18 protein-coding genes are annotated in these 18,675 nt (G+C 65.6%); 7 read left to right on the forward strand and 11 right to left on the reverse strand.

Annotation, left to right across the window (positions count from 1 at the left end; translation table 11 throughout):
* Nucleotides 1–28: 28 nt before the first annotated feature.
* Nucleotides 29–1,363 carry a hemolysin family protein gene (locus tag L284_RS40650; protein ID WP_021235133.1) on the reverse strand — a complete coding sequence of 445 codons (1,335 nt, stop codon included), beginning with the start codon at nucleotides 1,361–1,363 and terminating at the stop codon, nucleotides 29–31.
* 12 nt (nucleotides 1,364–1,375) lie between these two features.
* On the reverse strand, nucleotides 1,376–1,519 hold the full coding sequence (locus tag L284_RS48250; protein WP_021235134.1) for a hypothetical protein: 144 nt from the start codon (nucleotides 1,517–1,519) through the stop codon (nucleotides 1,376–1,378).
* 62 nt (nucleotides 1,520–1,581) lie between these two features.
* On the opposite strand from L284_RS48250, the gene L284_RS40655 reads away from it, so the two are divergent.
* The gene (locus L284_RS40655; protein ID WP_021235135.1) at nucleotides 1,582–2,256 is read left to right on the forward strand and encodes an OmpA family protein; all 675 of its coding nucleotides are present in this window, start codon (nucleotides 1,582–1,584) and stop codon (nucleotides 2,254–2,256) included.
* A gap of 72 nt (nucleotides 2,257–2,328) precedes the next feature.
* Here the strand turns inward: L284_RS40655 and L284_RS40660 are convergent, their stop codons facing one another.
* Nucleotides 2,329–3,123 carry a 3'(2'),5'-bisphosphate nucleotidase CysQ gene (locus L284_RS40660; protein ID WP_021235136.1) on the reverse strand — a complete coding sequence of 265 codons (795 nt, stop codon included), beginning with the start codon at nucleotides 3,121–3,123 and terminating at the stop codon, nucleotides 2,329–2,331.
* Nucleotides 3,124–3,301: 178 nt separating this feature from the next.
* Between L284_RS40660 and sucC the strand changes: the two genes are divergently transcribed.
* From sucC to L284_RS40680, 4 genes are all read left to right on the forward strand, one after another.
* Nucleotides 3,302–4,516, forward strand: a complete 1,215-nt coding sequence (gene sucC / locus L284_RS40665; protein ID WP_021235137.1) for an ADP-forming succinate--CoA ligase subunit beta — start codon at nucleotides 3,302–3,304, stop codon at nucleotides 4,514–4,516.
* Nucleotides 4,517–4,836: 320 nt separating this feature from the next.
* Complete coding sequence (locus L284_RS40670) at nucleotides 4,837–5,583, forward strand: electron transfer flavoprotein subunit beta/FixA family protein (protein ID WP_021235138.1); 747 nt, start codon at nucleotides 4,837–4,839, stop codon at nucleotides 5,581–5,583.
* A gap of 1 nt (nucleotide 5,584) precedes the next feature.
* Entirely contained in the window at nucleotides 5,585–6,514 is a 930-nt protein-coding gene (locus L284_RS40675; protein WP_021235139.1) for an electron transfer flavoprotein subunit alpha/FixB family protein, read from the forward strand.
* Between the two features lie 151 nt (nucleotides 6,515–6,665).
* A complete protein-coding gene (locus L284_RS40680; protein ID WP_021235140.1) occupies nucleotides 6,666–7,574 on the forward strand; it encodes an energy transducer TonB in 909 nt (302 codons plus the stop codon).
* On the opposite strand, the gene L284_RS0124540 is transcribed toward L284_RS40680, so the two are convergent.
* From L284_RS0124540 to L284_RS48015, 6 genes are all read right to left on the reverse strand, one after another.
* Complete coding sequence (locus tag L284_RS0124540) at nucleotides 7,508–8,176, reverse strand: GNAT family N-acetyltransferase (RefSeq protein ID WP_021235141.1); 669 nt, start codon at nucleotides 8,174–8,176, stop codon at nucleotides 7,508–7,510. The two genes, L284_RS40680 and L284_RS0124540, sit on opposite strands and share 67 nt — an antisense overlap.
* Nucleotides 8,173–9,393 (reverse strand): DUF445 domain-containing protein, encoded by a 1,221-nt coding sequence (locus tag L284_RS40685; RefSeq protein WP_031342749.1) that lies wholly within the window; start codon nucleotides 9,391–9,393, stop codon nucleotides 8,173–8,175. Before L284_RS40685 ends, L284_RS0124540 begins: the two co-directional genes overlap by 4 nt.
* A gap of 100 nt (nucleotides 9,394–9,493) precedes the next feature.
* On the reverse strand, nucleotides 9,494–12,931 hold the full coding sequence (locus tag L284_RS40690; protein WP_021235143.1) for an efflux RND transporter permease subunit: 3,438 nt from the start codon (nucleotides 12,929–12,931) through the stop codon (nucleotides 9,494–9,496).
* A gap of 7 nt (nucleotides 12,932–12,938) precedes the next feature.
* Nucleotides 12,939–14,162 (reverse strand): efflux RND transporter periplasmic adaptor subunit, encoded by a 1,224-nt coding sequence (locus L284_RS40695; RefSeq protein ID WP_021235144.1) that lies wholly within the window; start codon nucleotides 14,160–14,162, stop codon nucleotides 12,939–12,941.
* Nucleotides 14,163–14,537: 375 nt separating this feature from the next.
* On the reverse strand, nucleotides 14,538–14,837 hold the full coding sequence (gene sciP, locus L284_RS40700) for a CtrA inhibitor SciP (RefSeq protein ID WP_031342751.1): 300 nt from the start codon (nucleotides 14,835–14,837) through the stop codon (nucleotides 14,538–14,540).
* A 2-nt stretch (nucleotides 14,838–14,839) separates the two neighbouring features.
* A complete protein-coding gene (locus L284_RS48015) occupies nucleotides 14,840–15,172 on the reverse strand; it encodes a hypothetical protein (RefSeq protein WP_152524713.1) in 333 nt (110 codons plus the stop codon).
* Between the two features lie 187 nt (nucleotides 15,173–15,359).
* Here L284_RS48015 and mnmA point away from each other — a divergent pair, with 187 nt between their 5' ends.
* Nucleotides 15,360–16,532: a tRNA 2-thiouridine(34) synthase MnmA gene (gene mnmA, locus L284_RS40705; protein WP_021235146.1), complete on the forward strand. Its 1,173-nt coding sequence runs from the start codon at nucleotides 15,360–15,362 to the stop codon at nucleotides 16,530–16,532.
* A gap of 49 nt (nucleotides 16,533–16,581) precedes the next feature.
* Here the strand turns inward: mnmA and L284_RS40710 are convergent, their stop codons facing one another.
* Nucleotides 16,582–16,992: a hypothetical protein gene (locus L284_RS40710; protein ID WP_021235147.1), complete on the reverse strand. Its 411-nt coding sequence runs from the start codon at nucleotides 16,990–16,992 to the stop codon at nucleotides 16,582–16,584.
* A 32-nt stretch (nucleotides 16,993–17,024) separates the two neighbouring features.
* Between L284_RS40710 and L284_RS40715 the strand changes: the two genes are divergently transcribed.
* Nucleotides 17,025–18,194, forward strand: a complete 1,170-nt coding sequence (locus L284_RS40715) for a serine hydrolase domain-containing protein (protein WP_031342752.1) — start codon at nucleotides 17,025–17,027, stop codon at nucleotides 18,192–18,194.
* Nucleotides 18,195–18,256: 62 nt separating this feature from the next.
* Here the strand turns inward: L284_RS40715 and L284_RS40720 are convergent, their stop codons facing one another.
* Nucleotides 18,257–18,673 (reverse strand): DUF3035 domain-containing protein, encoded by a 417-nt coding sequence (locus L284_RS40720; protein WP_031342753.1) that lies wholly within the window; start codon nucleotides 18,671–18,673, stop codon nucleotides 18,257–18,259.
* Nucleotides 18,674–18,675: the final 2 nt, after the last annotated feature.

Consider the following 18,675-nt stretch of genomic DNA (forward strand, 5'->3'; position numbering starts at 1 on the left):
CATGCCATCGGCATGAGGCCCCGTCGCTTCATGCCTCTCCGGCGACCCCGTCGTCGCCGCCATCCTCGTCGATGCGCGAGACGAGGATCTTGTCGATCTTGAGGCCGTCCATGTCGATGACCTCGAAACGCCAGCCCTGCTCGGCGAAATACTCGCCTTCGTGGGGAACCTTCTTGAGCACGCCCAGGATGTAGCCGGCCGCCGTCGCATATTCGCGGTCGCCCGGCAGGGTCATGGCCAAGCGGTCGGCAAGTGCGTCGGCAGGCATGGCGCCGGAGACGAGCAGCGAGCCGTCCTCGCGCTGCACCACCATCGGCCCGTCGCCTTCGTCCTGATGACCGACAAAGGTTCCCGCCAGCGCCGCCAACATGTCCGACGGCGTGACCAGGCCTTCAAGGTGCCCGTATTCGTCGTGCACCACCGCCATCGTCACTTCGGCAAGCTGCAACTTGCGCAGCGCGTCCATCGCGTCGAGCTGGTCCGGGATGACTTCGGCCTTCTTCATCATCGCGGCAATATCGACCGGCCTTCCGGCGCACAGCGCGGCGAGCACTTCACGTACCTTGAGAATGCCCACGATATTGTCGGGCGAGCCTTCCTCGGCGACAGGCAGCATCGAGTGCGGCGAAGCCTCGATCTTGGCACGGAGGGCTTCCTCGCTGGCGTTGACGTCGATCCAGTCGATCTGGTTGCGCGGCGTCATCAGCTCGCGCACCGGGCGCTCGGCCAGGCGCATGACGCCGGTCATCATCGCGCGCTCTTCTTCCTCGATCACGCCCGAGCGGGTCGCCTCGGCGAAGATCATCTGGAGTTCCTCGGCCGTCAGCCGCTCCTGGTCGCCGCCGCGTATCGAGAAAAGGCGCAGGATAAGGCCCGAGGACCGGTCCAGCAGCCAGACGAACGGCGCCATGATCCGCGCGAGCCAGGCCATCGGCCGGGCCATGAGGATGGCGACCGGCTCCGCCATGCGCAGGGCCAGCTGCTTGGGCACGAGTTCGCCCACCACCAGGCTGGCGAAAGTCGTGGCGATGATCACGAGCGTGAAGCCGGCCTCGCTGCCGAAACGCGCCGGGAGGCCCAGCGCCACGAGCCGCTCGCCCACCGGTCCGCCCAGGCTGGCGCCCGAGTAGGCGCCGGCGATGATGCCGATCAGCGTGATGCCGATCTGGACGGTGCTAAGGAACTTGCCGGGGTCGGCCGCAAGGTCGAGCGCGGTGCGCGCGGCGCCGCTGCCCTTGTCGGCAGAGACTTTCAACCGGGCTGAGCGAGCCGACACGATGGCCAGCTCGGACATGGAGAACAGGCCGTTGAGCAGGATCAAGCCGGCGATGATGAGGAGGTCGGTCCAGGGAAAAGGTGTCACAGTGCCCTTGCGCTAGCAGAAATCCTCGCACGTGCGAAGCGGGTGTTGCGGATGGACATAATCGTCTCGAACGGGAAATACGATGCGGATGAAGACGATGCGGTCGGTTCCGATGGAACCCATCGGGGCAGCAATCGTTTCGCCGGGATCAGCCATCTGCTATTCATGTCCACAATCGCACAGACGGCGGTGGAAGTGTTTCCAAAGGAGGGAAGATCATGAACAAATCACGCCTGATGACCTCGGCCTTTGCCGCGCTTTCGCTCGTGGCGGTCTCGGCCTGCGTCACCGATCCCAACACGGGAGAGCGCAAGGTGTCCCGCACGGCCATCGGCGGAACCGGCGGTGCCGGCCTCGGCTATCTCCTCGGCAGCGTGATCGGCGGCAAGACCGCGCGCATCGTCGGCGCGGGCATCGGCGGCGTGGCCGGCGGTGTCGTCGGCTACCAGATGGACAAGCAGATCAAGGAGCTGAAGGAAGATACCGCCGGCTCCGGCATCGATGTCAGCCAGGAAGGCGACGGCATCCTGCTCAACCTGCCCGACGTGACTTTCGCCGTCGATTCGACCCAGATCAGCCCCTCGTTCCAGGCCGCGCTCGACAATGTCGGGCAGAGCATGACCAAGTACCCGGACAGCCTGATCGACGTTTACGGCCACACCGATTCGACCGGATCCGATACCTACAATCTCGACCTGTCGAAGCGCCGCGCGGACTCGGTCGCCCGTTACCTGATCATGCGCGGCGTCTCTTCCGCGCGCATCCAGACCCAGGGCATGGGCAAGAACTATCCGGTGGCGGACAACACTACTGCCGAAGGGCGCGCCAAGAACCGCCGCGTCGAAATCAAGATCACGCCGGTCACCCAGGCGGAGGCATCCGCCGCCCGCTGATCGTAAGAAAGTGTTTCCGTGAAAGCGGGATCGGGGAAGGGGCTGGCCATGAGGTCCGGCCCCTTTTTCCTGTCACGCGGAGTAACGAAGGGCACGATCCGCGAGTCGTTCCACCGCCGCGTCATGGATCGCGGACGAGGTCACCATCACTCCGAAGGCACGTGGATCGTGCTTGTTGTAGTTCAGCGGCTGGCCGAAGGCATCGGTGACGGCAGCGCCGGCCTCGCGGGCGATCAGCCCGGCGGCGGCGATGTCCCACTCGTAGCCCCAGCGCAGGGTGGCCAGCAGGTCCGCCTCGTCCGCCGCGACCATGGCCATGCGCAGGGCGATCGAGTTCGGCTGGTCCACCAGCACCAGATCGGCATCTTCCGGCGCCAGCTTCTTCGCCGGTACGCGCGCGCCTGCCAGGCTCGCCCGGTTGCTCGCGCGCAGAGGGATGCCATTGCGCCGGCTTCCCTGGCCGGCTTCGCCATACCAGAACTCGCCGCCTGCCTCGCGTGACCGTGCCGGCGCATGGAGCAGGCCTATCAGCGGACGCCGGGTGTTGACCAATGCGACGGAGACCGCCCAGCCTGTTCGTCCGGCGATGAAGTCCCGCGTTCCGTCGATCGGATCGACGAGCCACACGAGCTCGTGGCCTTGGCGCGCCGGGGAATCGACGGTCTCCTCCGAAAGCCATCCCGCCGAGGGGAGCAGTGCACCCAGTTCCCGCTTGAGGAACGAGTCCACCTCGATGTCGGCAACGCTCACCGGGCTGCCGGGCGTCTTTTCCCAATGTTCACAACGATGCCCATCGCCGGGCCATCCGGCCATGGCGATGCGTCCGGCCTCCCGGACGATGGCTTCCAGTCTGTCGCGATCGATCATGCGCGAGTCGTTCTCGTTAATCGAGTGTTTCAATGCCCCGCGCGACCCCATTGCGCAGGGAACGGGACTTTTCAAGCGCGCAGGGATGTGCTTATGCGGCCGGGATCAAGTTCGGGCGCCCCCCGCGCTTTTGGACAACGCCTTTCCTCGGACACTCCAGCAGAAAGCGATTTCAGCGATGAACATTCACGAATACCAGGCGAAGGAACTGCTTGCGAAGTTCGGCGTCGGCATCCCCGCCGGCATTGCCGCCCTCACCGTCGAGGAAGCGGTTGCCGCTGCCAAGCAGTTGCCCGGACCGCTCTACGTCGTGAAGGCCCAGATCCACGCCGGCGGACGCGGCAAGGGCAAGTTCAAGGAACTCGGCGCCGACGCCAAGGGCGGCGTGCGTCTCGCCAAGTCGGTCGAGGAAGTCGAAGCGTTCGCCAAGGAAATGCTCGGCAACACGCTCGTCACCGTGCAGACGGGTGATGCGGGCAAGCAGGTGAACCGCCTCTACGTGACCGACGGCGTCGACATCGCTTCGGAATACTACCTCTCGATGGTCGTCGACCGCGCTTCCAGCCGCGTCGCCATGATCGTCTCGACCGAGGGCGGCATGGACATCGAGGATGTCGCCCACAACACCCCCGAGAAGATCACCACCGTCACCATCGACACCGCTGCCGGCTTCCAGCCGCACCACGGCCGTGCCGTGGCCTTCGCTCTCAAGCTGACCGGCGATCTCAACAAGCAGGCGCAGAAGATCGCCAAGCAGCTCTACGAGGCCTTCGTCGCGCTTGATTGCGACATGCTCGAGATCAACCCGCTCGTCGAAACCAAGCCCGATTCTTCTGGGGCCGCCAACCTGCTCGTCCTCGACACCAAGATGAGCTTCGACTCGAACGCGCTGTACCGTCACCCCGACGTGCAGGCCCTGCGCGACGAGACCGAGGAAGATCCGGCGGAAGTCGAAGCCTCGAAGTACGACCTCGCCTACATCAAGCTCGATGGCGACATCGGTTGCATGGTCAACGGCGCCGGTCTCGCCATGGCGACGATGGACATCATCAAGCTGAACGGTTCGTTCCCGGCCAACTTCCTTGACGTCGGCGGCGGCGCCACCAAGGAGAAGGTGACCGCGGCGTTCAAGATCATCCTGCGCGATCCGAACGTGAAGGGCATCCTCGTCAACATCTTCGGCGGCATCATGAAGTGCGACGTCATTGCAGACGGCATCGTTGCCGCCGCGAAGGAAGTGAACCTCTCGGTTCCGCTCGTCGTTCGCCTCGAAGGCACCAACGTCCAGCAGGGCAAGGACATCCTGGCCAATTCCGGCCTGCCGATCGTCCCCGCCAACGACCTGGGCGATGCCGCCAAGAAGATCGTGGCAGAGGTCAAGAACGCCGCCTGATCGGGTGCGCTTCTCGAATTCTACACGATCCTACATCGGATAATGCTGCGGCGGGGGTTTCCGGACCTCCGCCGTTTGCGTTTGATGCCTGGACGAAGCTGATCTTCCCGGCTTCGTAGAATTTCTCGGCCCCTCGACTTTCCGCCGGAGCGATGCGCATTCTCGCGAATTTGCGATATGGCGTGATGAGTGCCCCTTTGGGGGACCGTCTCGCTGCGGCAGGTCTTGACGCTTACGTCAAATGCCTATTAGGCGAGCCTTGAGTGGATTTAATCGAGCGGCTAAACAGGCCGCGCCTGAAACTGAGAGGACCCGATCAGATGAAGATCCTCGTGCCCGTGAAGCGGGTGATCGACTACAACGTAAAGCCGCGCGTGAAGGCGGATGGCACGGGTGTTGACCTGGCCAACGTCAAGATGAGCATGAACCCGTTCGACGAGATCGCGGTGGAAGAAGCCATCCGCATCAAGGAAGCGGGCAAGGCGGAAGAGATCGTCGCCGTCTCGGTCGGCCCGGCCAAGGCCCAGGACACGCTGCGCACCGCGCTCGCCATGGGCGCCGACCGCGCGATCCTGATCGAAACCGATGCAGAGGTCGAGCCGCTCGCGGTCGCCAAGATCCTCAAGGCGATCGTCGCCGAAGAGAACCCGGGCCTCGTGATCCTCGGCAAGCAGGCGATCGACGACGATTCGAACCAGACCGGCCAGATGCTCGCCGCGCTGCTGGGCCGCCCGCAGGGTACGTTCGCCAGCAAGGTCGACATCGATGGCGATCACGTTGCCGTGACCCGTGAAGTCGATGGCGGTCTCGAAACGGTCAAGCTGTCGCTGCCCGCGATCGTCACCACCGACTTGCGCCTCAACGAGCCGCGCTACGCTTCGCTGCCCAACATCATGAAGGCGAAGAAGAAGCCGCTCGATGTGAAGACTGCCGCCGATTACGGCGTCGATATCGCCCCGCGTCTCAAGACCCTCAAGGTCTCGGAGCCGCCCGTCCGCTCGGCCGGCGTCAAGGTCGCCGATGTCGATGCGCTGGTTGCCAAGCTCAAGGAACTGGGAGTCGCCTAAGATGAAGACGCTCGTTTGGGTCGAACACGACAACGCGTCGGTCAAGGACGCGACGCTCCACACCGTCACTGCGGCTGCCAAGCTGGGTGAGGTCCACCTGCTGGTCGCCGGCTCGGGCTGCCGCGCCGCTGCCGAGGCTGCCGCCAGGATCGCCGGTGTCGCCAAGGTCCATGTGGCCGACAACGCCGCCTACGAACATGCGCTGGCCGAGAACGTCGCGCCGCTGATCGCCGAACTCATGGGCCACCACGACGCGTTCCTGGCCCCTGCCACCACCACCGGCAAGAACGTGGCGCCGCGCGTGGCCGCATTGCTCGACGTGATGCAGCTGTCGGACATCCTCTCGGTCGAGGGCGAGAAGACCTTCACCCGCCCGATCTATGCCGGCAACGCCATCGCCACCGTCGAATCGAGCGATGCCAAGCTGGTGATCACCGTACGCGGTACGGCCTTCGAGAAGGCTGCTGCCGAAGGCGGCTCGGCAGCCATCGAGGATGTCGCCGGAGCCGGTGACGCCGGTTTGTCCAGCTTCGTCGGCGCCGAACTCGCCAAGTCGGAACGGCCGGAACTGACCAGCGCCAAGGTGATCGTCTCGGGCGGCCGTGCGCTGAAGGACTCCGAAACCTTCGAGGCTACCATTCTGCCGCTCGCCGACAAGCTGGGCGCCGCCGTGGGCGCCTCGCGCGCTGCGGTGGACGCAGGCTATGTGCCGAACGACTACCAGGTCGGCCAGACCGGCAAGATCGTGGCGCCGGAAGTCTACATCGCCGTCGGCATCTCCGGCGCGATCCAGCACCTGGCCGGCATGAAGGACTCCAAGACCATCATCGCCATCAACAAGGACGAGGACGCCCCGATCTTCCAGGTCGCCGACGTCGGCCTCGTGGCGGACCTGTTCACCGCCGTGCCGGAACTTACCGGCAAGCTCTAAGCGACTTAAAATTCTGTAACAACTTGAGCCCCGGCCCGAAACGACCGGGGTTTTCTATTTATTGCGAAAATGACGACCATCGATTTGTCTTGCCAAGATCAGACCAGGCCATAGTTTTCGACAAGAATGTAAGTTGCTGCGAGGATCTGGCATGAACAAGGCACTCTCAGTCTCCTTGACGGCAACGGCTATCGTCGCGATGAATGCCACGCCTGCAATGGCCAAGACTACGGTGCTGACCGCCAGTTCGCCCTGGCAGATGAACAACGGCGCCGATTCCTGCAGCCTGAAACGCGGTTTTGGAACGCCTGAGAACCCGGCATTACTGGAGATCGAGCGTCTTGGTCCCGGCGATCGCTTCTATGCGACGATCACAGCCAAAGCCTTCAACGGCCTAGCCGAATCGACAGACCTCACGCTCACCACCGGCCCCGGGGCCGGGAAGCCTGTTGCCGACCGCTTCACCCTCGCGGATGCCCCTATCGAAGGCGGCGGCAAGCTGACCGCGCTGATCTTCTCCGCCACCACCTGGAACGGCTTCCCGCAGGATGGACGACCGCTTGCCCCGGTAACGCCGGATCAAGAGGCGGGCATCACTTCCCTGATCGTATCTTGGGGAGACGAGGCGGTCCAGCTTGGAACTGGCTCGCTGGGCAAGGCCATGGTGGCAATGCGCGAATGCACGGATGGACTGGTCCGCGCCTGGGGTCTTGATCCTGTGCAGCAGGCGAGCCTCTCCGCCCCGCCGACTCCCAGGACGCCGCCGGAGAGCTGGATTGCGGCAAACAGCTATCCCTACGATCCCGACAAACGTCATCGTCCGGGGCTTACACGTGCGCGTTTGCTGGTCGATGCTTCCGGTGCGGTGAGTGGCTGCAAGGTGGTGGACAACTACGGGGATCCGGCTTTCTCCAAAGCAGCCTGCGAACAGATGACGTCGAAGGCGGTGTTTTCTCCCGCGCTTGATCGAGCCGGGAAGCCTGTCGCGTCCTACTATGACGCCAGCATTCGTTGGAAAGTGCGGCGCCCCATGAAGCAGGTGGGGCAACGCCGCCGGTGATCGGGCCGCTCGATGCGTCCGAGTCTGGAGAAATCCAGGCTTGATTCAGTTTGTAAGCGATCGCGCTCGAACAGATTCACGAAGGCCGGGCGGCCATTTTCGCCGAGGTCGTGGCTGCCGCAAGGCGTGAAGCCCAGTGCAGCGGCCACGCGTTCCGAGGCATGGTTGCCCTCTTCGATCATGCAGGCGATGCGGCGCGGACCGTGGACTCTGTCAAACCATCCAAGCGCGGCGGCCATGACTTCCTTGGCCAGACCTTGGCCCCAATGATCCTTGCGGACGATCCAGCCGGCCTCTGGCACATCGTCCATCCCCTTGCCGAAGCCGCGCCAGGAGTGAAATACGCCGCAGTTGGCGACGATCTCGCTCTCGCCGCGCCGCCGCACCGGGAAAGTGCCATAGCCGTGGAACATCCACGAGCCGCCGTTTCGTTGCAGGCGCTCGAACACGCTTTTCGCTTCGGGCAAGGCAGGGCCGAGGAAGCGACGAGTCTCGTCATCCGCGATCAGGCGGATCATGTCGTCGAGATCGCTCGCTCGGGGCTTCCAGAGTTCGAAGCGCTGGGTAACGAGGAGCGGACCTTCCAGCACGGTCCAGTTCACAGCAACTGGTCCACCACATGGATACAGACGCCGAACAGGCCACCGACCAGGGTGCCGTTGATGCGGATGAACTGCAGGTCGCGGCCAACGGCGCCTTCGATCCGGTCCGTTACGGTGCGAGCGTCCCAGCGCTTCACGGTTTCTGACACCAGCCTCACGATTTCCCCCCCATAGCGCGACACCACGCCGACCAGCGTGCGCCGGGCGAAGCGGTTGACCATGTATTGTAGGCGGTCGTTTTCGGCCAAGGCCAGTCCCAATTGGGCGAGGCTCTCTCCCAGCGCGCCGGACAGCGCCTTGTCGGGATTACGCACGGCCTTGAGCAGGGCGCCGCGGGTACGCTCCCACATGCTGTCGAGCCAGGCGCCGATCGCAGGGTTCTGGAGCAGTTCGATCTTGATCCGCTCCACTTTCGCCTGCGTCTCGGGCTTGTGGCGAAGATCGTCGGCGAGCCGGGCGAGGGCCTCGTCGATCTTGGCGCGCAGGGGATGGTCGGCCTGCACGATCACTTCCGCCAGCAACCGGTAGGCGCCGTCGAGCACGCCGTTGGCGAGCCGTTCGTCGAGGCCGGTCCAGCGCATGACCGTATTGGCGCGCTGGTGGATCATGTCGCGGATCATCGGCTCGTTGGCCTCGATGGCTTCCCCGATCTTGCGCAGCACGCTTTCCAGTACCGGCAGGTGGCGTTGATCCGCAATCGCGTTGGCGAGCATCTGGCCGAGGAGCGGGGCCGCGTCGATCTTTTCGATCTGACGGCGCAGCCCGGCCTTCACCATGCCGCCCATCTGGTCGGGATCGAGCGATTCGAGCACGTCGCCGATCAGGTTGGCGGCGCCTGCCCGGATGCGCGATTGCTCCTCTCTGGCCGGGTTGGCCAGGAAGCTTCCGGCGGCGGCAGCGAGGTTGAAGCCGCTGAGACGCCGGGCCACGACTTGCGGCGTTAGGAAGTTGTGACGCAGGAACGTCGCCATCGTATCGGCGATCCGGTCCTTGTTCACCGGGATGATCGCCGTGTGCGGGATCGGCAGGCCGAGCGGGTGGCGGAACAGCGCCGTCACCGCGAACCAGTCGGCCAAGCCGCCCACCATGGCGGCCTCGGTGAACGAGATGGCGTAGCCTAGCGGCACGCTCCATTCGGGATGAAGCACGGCCAGGCGGCGGAGCACGACAAAGGCTGCCGCCATGAACAGCAGCAGCCCCGTCGCGAAGATCCGCATGCGCCGGGCCCGGTCGCCTGCGACCGTGCCCGGCTCTGAAAAGTCTTGCCGTGCCACGGGAATGCTACGCTTGAGCGACGGCAATGTTCCTCCTGATGACCTATTCGGCGGCGATCGGCTGCGGGACGGCGGAGGGCCGGTGCAGACCCTCCTGCGCGTGATGCGGCTCGAAGGTGAGCAGCTTCCTGCGCAGCCAGGGACCAAGGCGCTTCTCGAACCCGTCTGCAAGGCTGAAGGCGGCCGGTACGATCACCAGGGTCAAGGCCGTGGACAGCAGCAGGCCGCCGATCACGGTAATGCCCATGGGCGCGCGCCAGGCGGCGTCGCCCGAGAGCGAGATGGCGGTCGGCACCATGCCAGCCGTCATTGCGACCGTGGTCATGATGATCGGCTGGGCGCGCTTGTGGCCGGCGTCCATGATCGCGGTCAGCTTGTCGACGCCCTTTTCCATCTCCTCGATCGCGAAGTCGATCAGCAGGATCGAGTTCTTGGCGACGATGCCCAGCAGCATCAGAATGCCGATGTAGACCGGCATCGAGATCGGCTGGCCGACGATCACCAGCGCCAGCAGTCCGCCAAGCGGCGCCAGCAGAAGCGAGGCCATGTTGACCAGCGGGGAGACGAACCGGCGGTAGAGCAGCACCAGGACCGCGAAGACCAGGAAGATGCCGCTGATCACCGCGACGACGAAGCTGCTGACCATCTCCGCCTGCCACTTGTCCTCACCTACGGGCGCGTTCGAGACGCCGGTGGGCAGCTTCTTCATGATCGGCAGGTTCTGGATCTGCTCCATGATCGGGCCTTTGACCTGACCTTCGCCAAGGTCCGCGCCGACGAAGATGCGGCGCGACTGGTTGTAGCGCTGGATCTGGGTCGGCCCGGCACCGAAGTGGATTTCAGCCACGCGCTTGAGCGGGACCGAGCCGCCGCCAGCCGTGGTGACGGGCAGGTTCTCGATCGTCGCATAGTCCCGGCGCGAGGCGCGGGCAAGGATGACGCGGATCGGCACCTGACGGTCGCTCAGCGAGAACTTGGCGGCGTTCTGGTCGATCTCGCCCAGGGTGGCGATGCGGATCGTCTGGCTGAGTGCGGCCGTGGTCACGCCCAGCTGCGCCGCAAGATCGAGACGGGGCACGACGACCAGTTCCGGGCGCTGCAGGTCGGCCGCGATGCGCGGAGCCACGACGCCCGGTATGGTGCGCATCTGGTCGGCCAGAGTCTGGGCGGTCTTCTTGAGCAGTTCCGAATCGCTGCCCGAGAGCATGACGGAGATGTCACGGCCGCTGCCGAAGCCCCCGGACTGGGTGGCGAAGGTCACGCGGGCATCGGGAATGTCCTGAAGCTGCGGCGCCATGCGGCGCTCGAACTCGATGCTGGTCGCCTTACGCTCGTCTGCCGGCTTGAGTGCGATGTAGAGTGAGCCCTTGCCTTCGCGCGAGGCGGCCAGGATGTGCCGGACTTCGGGCTGCCGTTCCAGCAGGCGTGTAACCTGGTCGGACACTGCTGCCGTTTGTTCGATGGTGGTGCCGGGCACCATTTCGAGATTGACGGTGCTGGTGTCGTTGTTGGTGTTCGGCTGGAACTGCGAGGGCAAGCCCGCGAGCAGGGCGAAGCTCAGCACCAGCGCGTAGATACCGGCGCAGAAGGCATAGAACCGGTGGTCGCGCATGCGGGCGGCGATCCGGTCCGAGAAGTAGCGATACCAGGCGCCGAAGCGGCCGAGCGCGCCGAGTCCGGCCTTCAAGGCGGCGCCGAGCAGGAAGATGACGACCGGTATCGCCAGCGGCGCAATCACCGCGGCGAGCAGCAGAGCCGCCTTGTCTAACCCGAGCTTGGTCAGCACCGCCTTGACGCCGATGAAGAGAGCGGAGGCGGCGCCCAGGCCCACTGCCAGGATGGCAAGGACCGCGAGAGTGGCGACGAGATAATACCAAGCGCGGGCCGGCTGCCTGACGAGCTGCGCCTTCAGGCGGTGGGCCTGGCTTGAATCGAGGGTCCAGGCCAGGATCTTGAGATAGAAGTCCATGGCCTTGCCGCCGCCGTGCTCGGCGTGGCCGTGGGCCTTGAGGAAATAGGCCGCGACCATCGGCGTGATGAGGCGCGCGACGGCAAGGCTCATCAGCACCGCCGCGACCACCGTCAGGCCGAAAGCCTTGAAGAATTGGCCCGGAATACCCGGCATGAGGCCCACCGGCAGGAACACCGCGACGATCGAGAACGTGGTGGCGACGACCGCGAGGCCGATCTCGTCGGCGGCGTCGATCGAGGCCTGGTAAGCCGATTTGCCCATGCGCATGTGGCGCACGATGTTCTCGATCTCGACAATGGCGTCATCGACCAGCACGCCGGCCACGAGGCTGAGCGCCAGCAGCGAGAGAAAGTTCAGCGTGAAGCCGAGCATGTCCATGAACCAGAAGGTCGGTATCGCGGACAGCGGAATGGCGATGGCGGAGATCATCGTCGCGCGCCAGTCGCGCAGGAAGAGGTAGACGATGACGATGGCCAGGACCGCGCCTTCCACCAGCGCTTCCATCGAACTGGTATATTGCCCCTTCGTGTAGTCCACGTCGGAGAACAGGCGGGTGATGTGGATGTTCGGGTTTTCCTTGCGGATCTTCTCGAGGGCCTTTTCGGCACCGTCGTAGACCGCCACGTCGGAGGCGCCGAGGGCGCGCGTGAATCCGAAGGTCACGACCTCGCGCCCGCGCAGCTTGGCGATGCGGGTCTGCTCGGAATAGCCGTCGTAGACCTGGGCGATGTCCGACAGCTTGACCTGCCGGCCGTTGCCCAGGTTGATGCGGGTCTGTGAAAGCTGGAAGGCGTCCTGCGCATTGCCCAGCACGCGAACGGACTGGCGCGAACCGGCGATTTCCGCCTGGCCGCCCGCGGCGTCGGTATTGACCTGGCGCAGCACGGCATTGATGTCGTTGGCGGTAAGGCCCAGCGCGATCAGCCGCTCGGGATCGACCACGACGCGGATCTCGCGGTCTACGCCGCCGTTGCGCTCCACCGAGGACAGGCCCTCGATCGAGAGCAGGGTCTTGGAGATAGTGTCGTCGACGAACCAGCTGAGCTGCTCCATCGTCATGTCGTCGGCACTGACCGCGTAATAGGCCAGGTTGTCGCCATTGGCCTCGATCTTGGTGACGATCGGCTCCAGGATGCCGTCGGGCAATTGCCCGCGCACCTGGTCCACCGCGTTCTTGACCTTGTTGGTGGCGACATCGGGATCGGTGCCGACGGTGAAGAAGACCAGCGTGGAGGACGAGCCTTCGGAGGCGGTCGACTGGATTTCCTCGATCCCCGGGACCGAACGCACGGCGCCTTCGATGATCTGGGTGATCTGCGTCTCGATCTCGGTCGGGGCGGCGCCCGGCTGGGAGATCATGACATGAACGCCGGGGAATTCGACGTCCGGCATGTTGTTCACGTCCATGCGCATGAACGAGACGACGCCGGCGATCATCACGCCGATGAAGAAGACGATCGGGATGATCGGATTGCGGATCGACCAGGCCGAGATGTTGCGAAGGCTCATCGCGCGTTCACTCGGCCGCGTTCGATTTTGCCGCCGCGACCACGCGCGGCTTGACCTTGTCGCCCTCGTTCAGGAAGCCGCCAGCGCGCAGCACGACCTTCTCGCTGCCGTCGAGCCCGGACTTCACGGTGATGCCGCGCGCCGTGACGATGCCCGTCCGGACCGCCCGGCGATGAACCACGTCCTTGCCATCGACGACGTAGACGAAGGCGCCCTTGTCGTCGTTCTGGATGGCGGATTCGGGCAGAACCGGCGCCACCGTCTGGCCGCTGTTGATCACTGCGCTGGCGAAGCCGCCGGGGCGCAGCGCGGCGTTATAGGGCAGGGCGATGCGGGCCACGCCCTGGCGGTTGGTGGCGTCGATCACCGGCGCGATCTGCCAGACTTGGCCGGTGAAGCTCTGGTTGCCGCCGGTGGGCGTCACTTTCGCCTCCACGCCGACATGGATGCGAGCCAGATCGTCTTCGCTGAGCTGGGCAAGCAGTTCCATTTCGCCGCCCTTGGCGAGGCGGAACAGCACCGCGCTGCCGCCGCCGCCGACGACCTGGCCGAGTTCGACGCTGCGTTCCAGCACGAGACCGGAAGCGGGCGCGACGATGTTGAGGCGGGCCGTCTGCGCCTGAAGCTGGCCCAGCGTCGCCCGCGCGACTTTGACCTGAGCGTTCGCGGCGTCGCGCGTGGCGGTCAGGCGATCGACGTCGGCCGCGGAAATGAAGCCGCGTTCGACGAGCTTGAGTGCACGGTCGAGATTGGCCTGGGCGATCCGGGCATCGGCCTGGGCTACCGCTATCTGGGCCGATTGGCCGGCCTGCTGCTGCGACTGGACCGACCGGTCGATCACTGCGAGAACCTGGCCTTGAGAGACCCAGTCCCCGGCCTCGACCAGCACCCCGCGGACCTGGCCGCCTTCGCCGACCGAACCGATCGGCATGGGGCGGCGCGCCGCCAGCGAGCCAGTGGCGGTAATCTCGCCTTCCACCGAGGCGCGGCCGGGCACGATCACCGTGACGGCGGGAGTCTGGATGTCGCTTGCGCCGGTCGCCACGGTTTCCTCGCCGCCGCGAACGGCGAACCAGATCCCGGTGGCGAGCGCGATGGCGGCGATGATGGCGATCAGCCACCAGCGGCGGGACGTGCGGTCCTGCTCGGTTTCGCCGACCGGCGGCGCGCCGGCCCAATCGCCGCCGCTGCCCTGGTTTTCCGTCACGTCGATCTTGCTGTCGTAATTCATCGTGTCACCGCAAAAACTGCGATTGCCCCCAGTCCCCGATGCCTGTCCGGTTGCCCGATCCTCGAAACGCGGTTCGCTTTGGAACGACGTTTGCCCTGGCTGGCCGGAAGGCAGATCTGCCGCCGGGACGTGGAAACGCCGTTCCACGCCGCTGCGGCGGCAAAATTTCCTGCGAAAGGACATATACCTGCGGCGGACGGGTGGCAATCGACAGTCGCCGTGTCGCCGACCCGGATCGACCAGCGTCGATGACAGTAAATGCCGGGGCAGGCTTGGGCTATCGTGCCCGAAAAGCGGGAGAATATACGAAAAGTGGCGACGAACCGAGGTTCGCCGCCACTTGCAAGGTCCTGTCCGGAGGGAAAGGGTCCAGGCTCAATACTTCTGCTGACGCTCGTAGAGATCGCGGTAGTGCTGGATTCGCGTCACGCGCAGACCTTGCATTCCCGAACGGTCCACGGCTCGTTGCCAGGATGCGAACTCCTCCAGCGTCAGCTGATAGCGATCGCAGACCTCGTCTATCGACAGGAGGCCTCCGTTGACCGCTGCAACCACTTCCGCCTTGCGGCGCACCACCCAGCGGGTGGTGTTCGCCGGGGGCAGCGATTCAAGCGTCAGCGGTTCGCCGAGCGGCCCGATCACCTGGGCAGGACGGATTTTCTGGTTCTCGATCATCATTACCCTCGTACGCCGGTGCTGGGATTGCCGGCGACGGAAAGGACCTTGGCCTGCGCTGGCTTGCGATTGCCTGAAGCATTTGGGTTAACAGTTCTTGAGACTGCCGCATACGTATGAATCACCGATGCGACTTTGCTGGCGAAACTGCCGAAGCGGTGGAGGCGGGTGGAGGGGCGTGTCCTGTCGAGCGCCGCGCGAAAGTGGTGCGCGGCGAAAAGGCGGGTTCGCAAGGAAAACCAGTCTATTGGAAAGAAGACCGGCATGAACTCCTCGCTGGCGCGACCCGACGCATGTCCCGCTTTGCAGGTTTCATGATCATGAGCGATGTTCATGCGCACCGCTTGTAGGGCAGCTTGGTCAAGAGGGAGTAAAGGACGAATTTACCCGTTGTTAAGATTCGTTAACGGCATCTTGGGCATGCCGCTTAACCGCGTTGGTGCGGCTTCGGCCCGGTTCCGAAGGGTCTGAACCTACTCTAGACGGTAGGAATCCGCTGCATTCACCTGTATGGGGCGCGGCATGACCGCCCTTTCCGATCTCGAAGGACTGGTGGCCGGCCTCGACCCCGCCACGCTGTTCCAATTGCCTGCGCCGCTTTCGGCGCGCCGCATCGTCGTTGCCATGTCCGGCGGCGTCGACAGTTCGGTCGTCGCCGCGCTGGCCGCCGCGACCGGCGCCGAGACGATCGGTGTGACGCTCCAACTCTACGACTACGGCGCCGCCACCGGCCGCAAGGGCGCCTGCTGCGCCGGCGACGACATCCGCGACGCGCGCGCCGTGGCCGACCGGCTGGGCATCGCGCACTACGTCTTCGACCATGAAAGCGCCTTTCGCGAGGACGTCGTCGAGCGCTTTGCCGACGACTACATGGCCGGCCGCACGCCGATCCCCTGCATCCGCTGCAACATGGGGCCCAAGTTCACCGACCTGCTGACGATGGCACGCGACCTTGGTGCGGACTGTCTCGCCACCGGGCATTACGTCCGCCGTGTCGAGGGCCCCGCCGGCGCCGAACTGCACCGGGCCTTCGATCCGGCGCGCGACCAGAGCTATTTCCTCTACGGCACCACCGAAGCCCAGTTGGACTTCCTGCGCTTCCCGCTCGGCGGACTGCCGAAGAGCGAGACCCGCCGCTTGGCCGAAGCGGCGGGCCTGCGCGTGGCCGACAAGCCGGACAGCCAGGACATCTGCTTCGTGCCCGATGGCGACTATGCCAAGATCGTGCGCGCCGTCCGCCCCGAAGGCGAAGCGCCGGGCGAGATCGTCCATGCGCTGACCGGCGAGGTGCTGGGCACCCATCGCGGCATCATCCACTACACCGTGGGGCAGCGCCGCGGTCTCGAGATCGGCGGTCAGCCCGAACCGCTCTACGTCGTGCGCATCGATGCGCCGGGGCGCCGGGTCGTGGTCGGCCCGCGTGTCCTGCTGGGCGTCGCCGCTGCCACCGTCACCGAGACCAACCGCATCGGCCCGCTCCCGGATGCGCCGCTCACCGCCAAGGTCCGCTCCCTCGCCAAGCCGGTGCCGATCACTCTCGACGGCGCGTTCGGCGATGGCGTGGACGTGACGATTCGTTTCGACAATCCGGAATATGGCGTCGCGCCGGGCCAGGCAGCGGTGATCTATGCCGGAGACCGGGTGGTCGGCGGCGGCTGGATCGAAGGAACCGAGGCCGCGATCCCGCTGGATTGAGGACTGCGATGGGGGTCGCTTCCCGCTCCCGCGTTCCCCCTCCTTCTTCTCAATTCGTCCAGGGTTCCAGCTGACAGCCGCGACCCGGCCTGAAGGTCGCCGTCTGGCTGGCGAGCAGGGGGACGCTGGCCTTGACGGTGCGGGCGCCAGCATCGTCGGAAAGCCAGATCAGCGATCCGGTGCGGCCGAGACCGGCGACGGCGATCAGACCCTTGCACGTCCCCAGATCCTGTCCGGAGACGAAGCGGCAGGAGCAGGCTTCACGCGCGCTGTAGGCACTGCCGATCAGGGCCTGCTCGCGCAGGCCCGGCCAGGAAAAGCCGAGCAGCAGAACCAGCGTCAGCAGTGCGAGCAGCAGCAGGTTTCGCAGCCAGCGCGCAGGTTTCCCCGCAGGCGCGCCGCCGGAAGGTTCGCGCCGCGAAGGGCTGTCCCCGGCTGTATACGTCGTCCCTGTTGCCATATTCCTGCGCCTCGCACATCACACCGCGCGTCATGCCGGTCCGCCGCCCCCCCCTTATCCTTGCCGTTTCTCTCGTGCCAGTCCTGGCGCTGGGGATGCTGGGCGGCTGTGGACAGGGCGCGCCGGAGGGACCGCCGCCGCCCAGCGCCGAGTCCCAGGCGGCGATCAAGGATGACGGCGGGGCGCCGCGCGCCGCTTTGGGCCGCGCCATAGACGGGCTGTTCGCCGAGGAAGTGGGCCGTACCCAGGCTCTGGTCGTGATGAAGCGCGGCTCGGTGATCGCCGAGCGCTATGCGGAGGGAATCAAGCCCGGCACGCCGCTCCACGGCTGGGGCATGGGCCAGTGCGTGACGGCGCTGATGATCGGCCAGCTCGTCAGCGACGGCCGGTTGCGGCTGGCCGAATCGGCGCCTGTGCCCGCCTGGCAGCGCCCCGGCGATCCGCGCGGGGAGATCACGCTCAAGCAGCTCCTTCAGATGCGATCCGGTCTGCGCCATTCCGAAACCGCCCCGTCGGCGACCGGCGGTCTGGCGCGGCAATCGGACCGCCTGCGCATGCTCTATCTCGACGGGCGCGACGATATGGCCGCCTATGCCGAAGCGCAGCCGCTGGAAGCACCCGCTGGGGCACGCTTCGTGAACAGTGCGGCCACGTCCGTGATTCTTTCCGACCTGGCGGCGCGGGTCCTGTCGCCCGACCGGCATCCGGACCGTCGGCGCAAGGCGGTGGGTGAATATCTGCGAAACCGTGTCTTTGCGCCCGTCGGCATGCATTCGGCCGTGGCGGGCTACGACCGCGCCGGGACGATGGTAGGGGCGGCGATGGTCCATGCCTCCGCCCGCGATTGGGCGAAGCTGGGCGAATTCCTGCGGCATACGGGATCGATCAAGGGGGCGCAGATCCTGCCGCGCCGCTGGGTGCAGTTCATGCTGGAACCCTCTCCCCGCAATCCGGGCTACGGCGCGGGGGTGTGGCTCAACAGGCCCAAGGCCCGGAGCGGGGCATCGGGCGAAGAAGTGCTGTTTCCCGGCATGGCCCCGAGCAATGTCTTCGCTTGCCTGGGTGAATACGGCCAATACGTCATCGGCTCGCCCGACCAGTTGCTGACCGTCGTTCGCCTGGGCGAGAGCGATCCTCAACAGGAACGGCTGGTTCATGACCGGCTCGGCAAGCTCCTGGCAATGTTCCCCGGCGGGATCTGAGACAAAAAGGGCCGGAGCAGCGAAAGCCGCTCCGGCCCTTTCGTATTCTGGCGAAGGAAGGTTCAGCCTTCGATCGTGGTCTGTGCGTCGCGGCCGTCACCTTCGGGGGCGGCCAGGATCGCACGGGTCACCTGACCCTTGGCGACCGTGTAGGTGCCCGGATCGCCGACAGTCGAGCGGATCGAGGCATCGGCCGGTCCGGCCATGCTGAGCGTCGACTTTTCGATGTCGCTGCGGGCCTGCGGACCGCCGAACAGGGCGTCGAGCGCCTGCTGCTGTACCGATTCGTCGGCGGGGCGAGGCTGGCCCTGCTTCGGCGGCGCCAGCGTGAAATCGGGCGGCACGACCAGCGGCGACTGGCGCTGCACGGCGAACTCGTCGGGGCCGGCGTGGTTCAGCAGGCCGGTGCTTCCGCAGCCGGACACCAGCGCAGCGCCCGCGGCCACGAGAATCAGGGCTCCGGTCTTCTTCATGGGCATCA

The organism is Novosphingobium lindaniclasticum LE124 (assembly GCF_000445125.1).
Lineage (GTDB): Bacteria > Pseudomonadota > Alphaproteobacteria > Sphingomonadales > Sphingomonadaceae > Novosphingobium > Novosphingobium lindaniclasticum.